We start from the raw sequence: 10,185 nt of genomic DNA on the forward strand, positions 1-10,185 counted from the left end.
ATTTGTCGCCAGCCCTTACTCAGCCTAGCCGCTGCGGCGAAAATTGCCCAACTGCAGGCCGCCAAACACAGCACTTACCATGAACGAACTCGCCCTCTACCAATATGTGCTCATCGCGCTGATTTTTGTCTGGAGTGGCTTTGTGCGCTCGGGACTGGGCTTTGGCGGCGCGGTGCTGTCGCTGCCCTTTCTGCTGTTGGTGCACAATCAGCCGCTGGTCTTCCTGCCGCTGATTTCAGTACACCTGCTGGTGTTTTCCTCACTGACTATCGCCGTCAATAACCGCCGCCGCCTGGGTGGCGACAGCGGCCAAGCCAGCACCGTGGACTGGCGCTATCTGTGGAAAATTCTCGCCATTATGATCGTGCCCAAACTCGTCGGCGTACTGGGCTTGATCACCCTGCCCAACGACATATTGAGCGCGATTATTTTCAGCATCGTCGCGGTCTATGCCCTCGGCTACCTCCTCAACAAGCCATTTCGCAGCAACAACCGCGCGGTCGATACGCTGTTCTTAATGGCCGGGGGCTATATCAGTGGCACCTCGCTGATTGGCGCGCCACTGATCATTGCCGTCGTCGCCCAGCATGTGGCCAAGCACCAACTGCGCGACACCCTGTTTGCCCTGTGGTTTATTCTGGTGACGATCAAGATGGCGGCGTTTATCTGGGCCGGCGTCGACCTGCAGCTAATCCACCACCTGTGGCTGCTGCCCTGCGCGGCCATCGGCCACGTCATTGGCCTGCGCGCTCACGACCGCCTGCTGCGCGCCGAAACGCCGGTGTTTTTCCGGGTGGTGGGGGCGATTCTGCTGCTGATCAGTATTCTGGGCCTGTATACCGCGGTATCCGCCAGCGCTTAAAAGACCGGCTGGTAGGGGCGGTCTTCACTCCACACCAACACGATGTCGCGGCTGAGGTATTTGGCCAGGCCGCCGCGGCGCTCGATTACATCCAGGTAGCGAATGCCCATATCCATGCGCCGCTCACCGCTGTCATCGCCATAAAAGTGGCTGGCCACGCAGTAGCTTTCCCCCTCATAGCGATCCGCCCGCCAGCGGCCAAACTGGGAGCCGAGCTGGTGAAAGGTGCGGTCGTAGCGCCGCAGCAGCTCTAAACCGGCGATAAACTCCGCCGCCGAGGCACTGGCAAAGCCCGGCCCGCGCTGTTGAAACTCCGGCCACAGGATATCGCTCATCGCGGAAAACTGGCGCTGATCGACCCGCTGCACGTAGTCATTCGCCAACTGCCATGCGCTATTGCTGTCACTCATCACGCCCACCCTCGCCGGTCACTTAAGTACGATAACCATAGAGCAATTTTTGCCGACAGAACTCCGCCATCTAGGTGAGGAGGGCAGCGGAGCGAGATTACGGCGACGACACCCTGCGCGCCGCCCGGAAGGCGGGCAGACCGCGCGCCAGAAGATACACCGCCACCCCGGCGAAAATGCCCGGCAAGCCCTCGTAGACCATGCCGTGCAGGCCGAAATAGCGCCACAGCAATGCCGTTAACAGACCGGCCACGCCCATGGCAATGGCCGTTGTCTGGCTGGGCCTGCCGCCAAAAATCAACACCAGCAACAGTGGCACAAAGACGCTGGCCAGCCCCGACCACGCCATCAGCACCATGGCGAACACGCTCTGGGCGCTGAGCAGCGCCCAGGCCAGGGCGACGGCGGTGACCAGCAGGGTGGACAGCTTTAGCAGCCAGGGCTTTTCAATATTGTGCGGCAACAGGTCGTGGGTGAGGGCGGCCGAGGAACTGAGAATCAGCGAATCGGCGGTAGACAGGGTGGCGGCAAAGATCCCCGCGAGGATGAGCCCCACTAACACCGGCGGCAGCAGCTGCTGGGCCATGGTCGGCAGGGCCAGCTCGGCGTCAAAACTGCCGATTTCCGGCAAATACAGCCGCGACAACAGGCCGACCAGCGTCGCCATCAGATAAAACGCGCTAAACCACAGGTAGTACCACAGCCGCGCGCGGTTCATCTGCGCGCCGTCGCTGAGCGTCATAAAGCGCACCATGATGTGCGGCTGGCCCACCACCGACAGGCCGGCAAACAGCCAGCCCAGGGCAAACAGCAGGGCACCGGCGACACCGGGAAAGGCCAGGTCGTCGGGAAACCAGTTCATAAAGTCGGGCACCTCGCGCAGCTGCTGCACGGTGGCCGAGGCACCGCCGAGACCGGCCACCGCCACCCACAGCAGTATGCCCATCGCCGAGATCATCACCAGCGACTGTGCGGCATCGGTCCAGATCGAGGCGCGAATGCCGCCGGCCAGACAGTAGATCAGCACCAGCCCGGCCCCGCAGGCGGCGCCCGCCCACAGCGGCCAGTCGAACAACACGTGCAGGGCCTTGCTGCCCGCCAACAGCTGCGCCGCCGCATAGGCGATCAACAGCAGCAGGCAGACCAGCGCAGCCAGTCGCTGGTAGACCGGCTGAGCGCCGCCGAGCCAGCTGGACAATACGCCGATATAGCTGACTTCACCGGTTTTTTCAGTTTTTGCCCGCAACTGGCGGTGAACGATTTGCGAGGCGATAAAGTCACCGGAAATCCAGCCGACCATCACCCAGAACGCCGACAGGCCGACCGTGTAGGTGTAGCCGATCACGCCGATAAACATATAGCCGCTATTGTTGGTAGCCACCGCCGACAAACCCACCAGCCAGGGTTTAACGCTGTTGCTGGCGAGATAGTAATCGCGGCTGTTGTGGCTGTTATACAACAGCGACGACAGGCCGATCAGTACAAACAAGCCGAGAAAGGCGATAAAACTCCAGGCGGTCAGCATAGGATTCCTTTTATTATTCGCTACTGCCCATGTAAGGCAGGCCTTAGCTAGTCTCGTTGACCACCGGCTCCAGCAAGTCGTACACCAGCTGGTGACTGCGCAGCGCCTCTAGCGCCGGGTCGCGCTCCAGCTCGTCGCGGTACACTTCGGTTTGATTCACCGCCCTGGCAAAGTAGCGGGCGGCGTCGTCTAAATTGCCCATCGCCGACAGCGCACAGGCCAACTGGTAAAAGGCATGGCCATTGGTCTCGTCGAGGCTCAGCGCCTGCTGGCAGAGATTCACCGCCCACTGCGGCTCGCCCTGATCCAGGGCGGCATCCGCTTTATAAGTGATGGCCTCGATGTCGTTGGGGCGAATGGCGAGAATCTGGTCGTAAATACCAATTTTGCCCGCCGGGCTGCTCTCCTGACTGGCGCGCAGCCACAGCGAGTGTATTTCCTGGGTGAGGGTGATCTCTTCACGGTTGGATTCGATGTGCGCAGTTTCCTGCTTCAACTGCTTCTCGATCACCCGCAGCCGCTTTTCGTATTCCTGTACCAGCTCGGCAACCTGCTCGTTGGCAACGCTGTGCACCTTGTCGCGAATATCGCGCAGCGAGTTCCAGCCGATCAACACCAACACCGAACTGACACCGGCGATCAGGTAGAAGAAGTAGGTCACGGTATTGGTGGCATAGGACACCGCCTTGTCGGCGGCGCCCAGTTCGCGGTCGACCACTTCCTGGGTCAATTCGCGGTGCTTGCGCTCCATATCCACGCGCAGCGAGCGCACCTCATCGAGAATATAGCGCTCGATAAACGGCGAATAGAGCGGCTGCTGCAGCGTATCGATATGCTCATCCATCTGCTCGTCGCTGAGCGGCGGTGCAGCCGACTCAGCCTCAGCAAAGGCCGCCACCGGCAACAGCAGGGCGACCCAGATCAAACAGCGGCTCAGGCCACGCATATGGCCTCTCCGTGATCGTGTACTTCCACCAGACAGCGGTGCAAGTTCGCCACGGCCGCTTCGTAATCGTCTTCATTGATCACAAACTGCATATCTACCTGACGCATCGACTGGTGCATGGCCAAGATGCTGATGTCGGCCGAGGCCAGCGCCGATACGGTTTTTGCCAACATACCCGGCACCTTCATATCGCTGCCGATGGCCGACACCACGGCGACCTTGCGGGTGCTCACTTCGGCGGTCTCGAACTCTTCGTTCACCGCCTTCACAATACGCTTTACCGTCTTCAGGCTGGTGCCCAAGTAGTGGGTAATGGTGTTGGCATTGATGTCCTTGGTGATCACCGTGGCCTTAAAGCGGGAAATGGCGCTGAGAATCTTTTGCTCGTACTGCCACAGCGAGCCGACCATATCCTGGTCGAAGACCTCCAGGGCGTAGACCTGCTTGCGACCGGCAATGATTTCGACACAGGGGCGCTCGCTGCGGTAGTCGCCATCGATCAGCGTGCCATTGTGCTCGGGCTCGAAGGTATTTTTCACCCGCAGCGGAATATTGTCCTGGCGCAGGCCCTTGGCAGCGCGGGGGTGAATGGCCTCCATGCCGAGGTTGGCCAGCTGGTCAGCGACGTCGTAGTTGGTGCGACCAATCGGCACCACCTTATCGGCACCCACCAGGCGCGGGTCGGCGCTGCTCAGGTGATATTCCTTGTGGATCACTGCCTCGGCAGCTCGGCTCATCACCGCCAGACGGCTGAAGGTCATTTCACTGTAGCCGCGATCGAAGGTGGCCATCAGGCCCTCGCTGCAATAGGCGTAGCCGGTCACAATCGGCAGTTCCTGCTGCACGTCGATCTTGTCGAGTTCGCGGGCAATATGGGCGTCCAGCGGAATCGCCGACTCCATGCGCCAGCCCGACAGGTCGACAAAGCGCGCATTGATGCCGTCGCGCTTGAGCAACTTGGCGGTATTCCAGGCACTGTGCACCTCGCCGATACTGGCGAGCATTTCACGCACGGTTAACAGGTGATCTTCCAAACCAAAGTGGCCGTGCTGGCAGAGGCGGTGCAGGTTATCCATGCAGCGCTCGGCCTCAAACAGGCGGCCGTCGATAAAGGCGTTGGCTTCATTGAGCTGCTCGGCGTCGTCGAACAGCTCTTCGTTAATCTTATGCAGCGCGGTGGCAACATTGCGCAGTGCGTCGCGCCACAGCGCCTCGCTGCCCTCTTCATCGGCAAACAGCCCGTAAACGCCAGGGTTGCCGTTGCGCTTGTTTTCCAGCAGCAAGTCGGTCACTCCGCCGTAGGCCGACACCACAAAAATGCGACCGTAGAGATGGTCGCCGTCGGCACCCGCCAAAATAATATTGTCGCGCACCGCGGCGTAATCGCTCATCGAGGTGCCGCCAATTTTTTCTACACTGTGTGACATGATTTTCTCCATTCGGTGATTCAAAAAAGGACTGCCTTGCAGCGCGCTTTTCAAGTCTCAGTCGATGGGGTACACGCCATTTTCATCGTGAACTTCCTTGCCACTGAGGGGCGGGTTAAATACGCAGGCCATCTTCATATCCTCACTGCCGCCGCGCAGCAAATGCTTGTCGTGCTTGTCGAGGATATACAGCGTGCCCGGTTCAATTTTGTAGATTTTGCCGTCGGCCAGTGTCTCAATTTCGCCATTGCCCGCCATGCAGTACACCGACTCCAGATGATTCTGGTAGTGGATGGGCGTTTCGGTGCCGGCAAGAATGGTGGTGATATGGAAAGAGAAGCCCATATTGTCGTCTTTAAGCAGCATGCGCACACTCTGCCAGTTGCCGCCGTCGACTTTACGTTCTGAATTTTCACACTCTGCCAATGTTCTTACGATCATTACTTAAATTCCAAATTTGTTAGTCCCTTGGCGAACCCGCCATCGAGGGGCGGGCGCCAATACCGGGCCGCGAACGGGCCCAATCTTACGAGGGGGTTAAGACGCTTTTTTAACGTCTTTCAGCAACACTTCCGACACCGCCTCGGCGACGATGTCCATGCCGCGAATCAACTCGTCTTTGTCGATGGTCAGCGGGCAGAAACACTTGACGATATGACCGCGATTACCGCAGGTCTCAATCACCAGGCCGCGCTCAAAACAGGCGCGCGCTACCGCGTCGGCGGTGTCGCCGTCGGTCAGGGCAATGCCCTGCATCATGCCGCGGCCTTTTACCGCCGCCTTGGTCACCCCGTAGCGGTCGGAAATCTTCTGGAAACGGTCGCGAACAATCGCCGACTTTTCCATAATTTCGTTGGCGAAGCTCTCGTCTTTCCAGAAGTGGCGAATCGCCGCTGCCGCCGTGACAAAGGCGTGGTTATTGCCACGGAAGGTGCCGTTGTGCTCACCGGGTTCCCAGACATCCAGCTCGGGGCGCAGCAGCACGATGGCAAAGGGCAGGCCGTAGCCGCTCAGCGACTTGGACATGGTGACAATATCGGGCTTGATGCCACTGGCCTCAAAGCTGAAGAAGCTGCCGGTGCGGCCACAACCCGCCTGGATATCGTCAACAATCAACAAAATATCGTGCTTGCGGCAGAGCTTTTCCAGGCCACGCAGCCAATCGGCATTGGCGACATTCAAGCCACCCTCGCCCTGCACGCACTCAACAATCATCGCCGCCGGCAGGTCGACGCCGGACGACGGGTCGCTGAGCAGCTTATCCATCATCTTCAAGCTGTCGGCATCGCGGCCGTAGTAGCCACAAAAGGGCATGCGCGTGACATCGCTCAGCGCCACGCCGGCACCACCGCGGTGGTGGCGGTTGCCGGTGGCCGCAACACTGCCCAGAGTCACGCCGTGAAAACCGTTGGTAAAGGAGATGATCGAGCTGCGCCCCTTGACCTTGCGCGCCAGTTTCAGCGCCGCTTCAACGGCGTTAGTACCGGTGGGACCGGTAAACTGAAAGGTGTACTCCATATCCCGGGGCTTGAGAATATGCTCGTTAAAGGCTTCCAGGAAATCGGCCTTGGCGTCGGTGTGCATATCCAGGCCGTGGGTAATGCCATCGCGCATAATGTAATCGACCAGCGCCTGCTTCAAAACAGGATTGTTGTGGCCGTAGTTCAAGGTGCCGGCGCCGGCGAGAAAATCCAGGTATTTGTTGCCGTCGGTATCGTACAGGTGCTCGCCCTGGGCCTTGTTGAAGGTCACCGGGAATGAACGCGCATAACACTGCACTTCTGATTCTAGCTGGTCAAAAATAGTCATAATATGTCCTCTTAGCGTCCTTTACTTTGTCGACCGTTATTTATCTAAAGGGGGTCGAGGGAAGGGTCCGATGCGAAGCAGGGCCTCGCTGTCGTGTTTACCGTTGAAGTGCGCGTCGCGCTCAAACCAAATCTTGTGGTTCAACTCCGTAGCCATGTCTCGCGCAAAACTGCGAAACAGCGCCCAGGAAGCTTCGTTATCCGGGGTGATCGTGGTCTCCAGATACCGCACCTCGGCACAGGCCGGCCGACGCACAATTTCCTGCATCATCTTCTTTGCCAAACCGCGCCCGCGCTGACTCTTGTCAACCACCACCTGCCAGACAAATACCGTGTCGGGCTTGGCCGGGGGAATATAGGCAGAGATAAAACCGACCAGCACACCGTCTTCTTCTACGGCGACTGAGGTCTCGGCAAAATGACTGCACTGCAGCAGATTGCAGTACACCGAGTTGGGGTCGAGGGGTGGGCTATTTGCCACTAGCTGGTTGAGGGGGTAGCCGTCTTCCGCCGTGGGCTGCCGAAAAACGAGCTCGAAAGCGTCCGCTGACGTCGCTTTATTTGATTTCAACACAATTAATTTGTGTTCATTGTAAATTAGCTGCATCCAAACAGGAGAAATCCGCTAGATTCCGCCTGAGTTGCTAATTTATGAACGCACTCTCCTGAATAATTAGTTAGTACACGATGTATTATAGCGTCAGCACTGCATATTTTTCAACCAACAACTTAGCCAACAATGCATCAAGGCGATGCATTTTCGGCGGCAGGGCACTAAAATAGGGCTCTCCAAGGGAATCACACCACCATGAAAGACGACGCCTACATAGAAGAAGTACTAATCGCCCTGCGTCGCGTTACCCGCGCCGTCGACCTGCACTCTAAGCACCTGATGAAAACCTCGGGGCTCACCGCGCCCCAGATGCTAATTCTGCAAACCCTGCGCGACCACGGCGACGCCATCATTTCCGATGTCGCCAAGCAGGTGAGCCTCAGCCAGGCCACGGTCACCAGCATTATCGACCGCCTGGAAAAACGGCAACTGGTGGTGCGCGAACGCTCCAACCAGGACAAGCGCAAGGTGTTCGCCTGCCTGACCGAGCAGGGCGCCGAAATCATCCGCAATGCACCGACGCCGCTGCAGGAATACTTTAAGCGCCAGTTCCGCGACCTGCAGGACTGGGAGCAAATGCAGATTATCAGCTCCCTGCAACGCGTTGCGCAGATGATGGACGCCCAGCATATTGACGCCGCGCCGTTGCTCGACATCGGCGCGATCGACCGCCAGAGTGAAAACGAGCAACCACCGAGTTTTGGTTTTAATGACAAGTAAACCCTGGCAGCTCATCGCCCTGACACTGCTGCTCTGCAGCGCCTGCTCGCGGCCCACCAACAGCGCTGCGCCGATGCCCAGCTCAAGCGCGCTGCAATCACTGTACTTGCAAAGCTGCTACAGCTGTCACAGCCGCGGCGCCAATGGCGCCCCCCGCAGCGGCGACCGACAGCAGTGGCAGGCACGCCTAGCCAAGGGTATGGACACCTTGCTGGACCACACTATCAACGGCTATCGCGCGATGCCGCCCCGCGGCATGTGCCTCAATTGCAGCCGCGACGACTACCGCGCGCTGATCGAATTTATGGCCGACTTGCCGCAGAACACACCAAGCAACTAAGCTGACTCTGCCCTTGGTGATCGCCACCGCGCGCGCAGGCGTAGTGAAAGAGCCACTTGTCCCACTGCAGAGGAAGTCAGCATGAAGCCAGCCCAAGCAATCCACATCGGCATTAGCGCCTGCCTGATGGGCGACGAGGTGCGCTACGACGGCGGCCACAAGCGACTGCCCTTCGCCAGTGACGAACTCAGCCGCCACTTTGACTTTATTAAGGTCTGCCCGGAACAGGCCATTGGCATGGGCGTGCCGCGGCCGACGATTCGCCTGGTCGGCGACCCGGAAAACCCGCGCCTGCAAGGCAGCAAGGAGGGCCCCGACCTGGACGTGACCGCCCCCATGCAAGTCTTCGCCAGCGACATGGCCGGCCAGTTGGGCCATATCAGCGGCTACATCTTTTGCGCCAAGTCGCCCAGCTGCGGTATGGAGCGGGTACCAGTGGTCTCTGACAGCGGCCAGGGCTTGGGTAAAGTCGGCGTGGGCATTTATGCCCGCAAGCTGATGGCCGCACTGCCGCTGCTACCCGTCGAAGAGAACGGCCGCCTCAACGACCTGCCGCTGCGCGAGAACTTCGTGTTGCGGGTGGTGGCTTACGCCCGCTGGCAGGCGCTGCAGGCCGGCGGACTGAGCGTGAATGGTCTGCAGGAATTCCATCGCCGCCACAAATTTTTGCTGCTGGCGCACAATCAGCCGCTGTACCGCGAGCTGGGCCCACTCGTCGCCGACACCAACAAAGACAATCTGAGCGCCAATGCCGAGCGCTATATCGCCACCTTTATGGCCGCACTAAAAAAGCCCGCCACCATTCGCAATCACCGCAATACCCTGATGCATATTCAGGGCTTTTTTAAAGACCACCTCGAAGCCGATGACCGCGCCCAGCTCAGCAAGGTGATCGAAGACTATTCCAACGGCCTGCTGCCGCTGCTGGTGCCGCTGGAAATGCTGGCGATGTTTCTGAAGAAATATCAGGTGAACTATTTGCTCGACCAGTACTACTTCGAACCCTATCCCCGCGACCTCAAGCTGCGGGTTGGCCTGTGAGCGCACTGGCCTGGTTTCGCAATGACCTGCGCAGCCTAGACCACCCAGCGCTGAGCGCGGCGGCCGCAGACGGCGATTGCCGCGCGCTGTATATCCTCTGCCCACAGCAACTCGACAGCCACGGCATCGCGCCGATCCGCCGCCATTTCCTGCGCCGGGCACTCGATGCACTGGCCGAGCAGCTTGCCGCACTGGGCATCCCCTTTGACATCCTCGACGCCGGCCACTTCCACAACGTGCCCGCCGCGCTCGCGCAATACTGCCGACAGCAGCGCATTCGCGCGGTGTACGCCCACGAGGAACTACTGCTCGACGAGATCCATCGCGACCAGGCCTGCCGGGCGGCCCTCGACATTCCGCTGACCCTGCTGGATGACTGCCTCGTTCACCCGACACTCGGGGCCAAAGACGACGGCAGCCCCTACAAGGTATTCACCCCCTACTCGCGCCGCGTCCGCCGCCGTCTGCGCGAGCATTTTCCACAGTGCCTGCC

General features: G+C 59.5%; 12 protein-coding genes. 5 read left to right on the plus strand and 7 right to left on the minus strand.

The features are described 5' to 3' along the window. Positions 1 to 79 precede the first annotated feature (79 nt). Entirely contained in the window at positions 80 to 862 is a 783-nt protein-coding gene (locus tag ABYM29_RS12930; RefSeq protein ID WP_372865187.1) for a TSUP family transporter, read from the plus strand. Here ABYM29_RS12930 and ABYM29_RS12935 read toward each other — a convergent pair. The 7 genes from ABYM29_RS12935 to ectA form a co-directional block, all read right to left on the minus strand. Then, positions 859 to 1,272 (minus strand): hypothetical protein, encoded by a 414-nt coding sequence (locus ABYM29_RS12935; protein ID WP_372865188.1) that lies wholly within the window; start codon positions 1,270 to 1,272, stop codon positions 859 to 861. The two genes, ABYM29_RS12930 and ABYM29_RS12935, sit on opposite strands and share 4 nt — an antisense overlap. Positions 1,273 to 1,369: 97 nt before the next feature. Continuing rightward, positions 1,370 to 2,797 carry a sodium/proline symporter gene (locus ABYM29_RS12940; RefSeq protein WP_372865189.1) on the minus strand — a complete coding sequence of 476 codons (1,428 nt, stop codon included), beginning with the start codon at positions 2,795 to 2,797 and terminating at the stop codon, positions 1,370 to 1,372. A gap of 43 nt (positions 2,798 to 2,840) precedes the next feature. Next, positions 2,841 to 3,743 carry a tetratricopeptide repeat protein gene (locus ABYM29_RS12945; RefSeq protein ID WP_372865190.1) on the minus strand — a complete coding sequence of 301 codons (903 nt, stop codon included), beginning with the start codon at positions 3,741 to 3,743 and terminating at the stop codon, positions 2,841 to 2,843. Next, positions 3,731 to 5,170 (minus strand): aspartate kinase, encoded by a 1,440-nt coding sequence (locus ABYM29_RS12950; protein ID WP_372865191.1) that lies wholly within the window; start codon positions 5,168 to 5,170, stop codon positions 3,731 to 3,733. Before ABYM29_RS12950 ends, ABYM29_RS12945 begins: the two co-directional genes overlap by 13 nt. Positions 5,171 to 5,227: 57 nt before the next feature. Beyond that, on the minus strand, positions 5,228 to 5,611 hold the full coding sequence (locus tag ABYM29_RS12955; protein WP_372865192.1) for an ectoine synthase: 384 nt from the start codon (positions 5,609 to 5,611) through the stop codon (positions 5,228 to 5,230). Positions 5,612 to 5,707: 96 nt separating this feature from the next. Next, entirely contained in the window at positions 5,708 to 6,979 is a 1,272-nt protein-coding gene (ectB, locus tag ABYM29_RS12960; RefSeq protein ID WP_372865193.1) for a diaminobutyrate--2-oxoglutarate transaminase, read from the minus strand. Positions 6,980 to 7,015: 36 nt separating this feature from the next. Beyond that, positions 7,016 to 7,552 carry a diaminobutyrate acetyltransferase gene (gene ectA / locus ABYM29_RS12965; RefSeq protein ID WP_372865194.1) on the minus strand — a complete coding sequence of 179 codons (537 nt, stop codon included), beginning with the start codon at positions 7,550 to 7,552 and terminating at the stop codon, positions 7,016 to 7,018. A gap of 234 nt (positions 7,553 to 7,786) precedes the next feature. On the opposite strand from ectA, the gene ABYM29_RS12970 reads away from it, so the two are divergent. The 4 genes from ABYM29_RS12970 to ABYM29_RS12985 form a co-directional block, all read left to right on the plus strand. Continuing rightward, on the plus strand, positions 7,787 to 8,311 hold the full coding sequence (locus ABYM29_RS12970) for a MarR family winged helix-turn-helix transcriptional regulator (protein ID WP_372865195.1): 525 nt from the start codon (positions 7,787 to 7,789) through the stop codon (positions 8,309 to 8,311). Then, entirely contained in the window at positions 8,301 to 8,651 is a 351-nt protein-coding gene (locus tag ABYM29_RS12975; protein ID WP_372865196.1) for a cytochrome c5 family protein, read from the plus strand. The genes ABYM29_RS12970 and ABYM29_RS12975 overlap by 11 nt, the downstream gene beginning before the upstream one ends. A gap of 81 nt (positions 8,652 to 8,732) precedes the next feature. Further along, positions 8,733 to 9,692 carry a YbgA family protein gene (locus tag ABYM29_RS12980; protein ID WP_372865197.1) on the plus strand — a complete coding sequence of 320 codons (960 nt, stop codon included), beginning with the start codon at positions 8,733 to 8,735 and terminating at the stop codon, positions 9,690 to 9,692. Next, positions 9,689 to 10,185, plus strand: a 497-nt coding sequence (locus ABYM29_RS12985; RefSeq protein WP_372865198.1) for a deoxyribodipyrimidine photo-lyase, incomplete at its 3' end; no start/stop codon positions are given. The genes ABYM29_RS12980 and ABYM29_RS12985, both read left to right, overlap by 4 nt.

It is taken from the genome of Spongiibacter sp., from assembly GCF_041602295.1.
Classification (GTDB): Bacteria; Pseudomonadota; Gammaproteobacteria; order Pseudomonadales; family Spongiibacteraceae; genus Spongiibacter.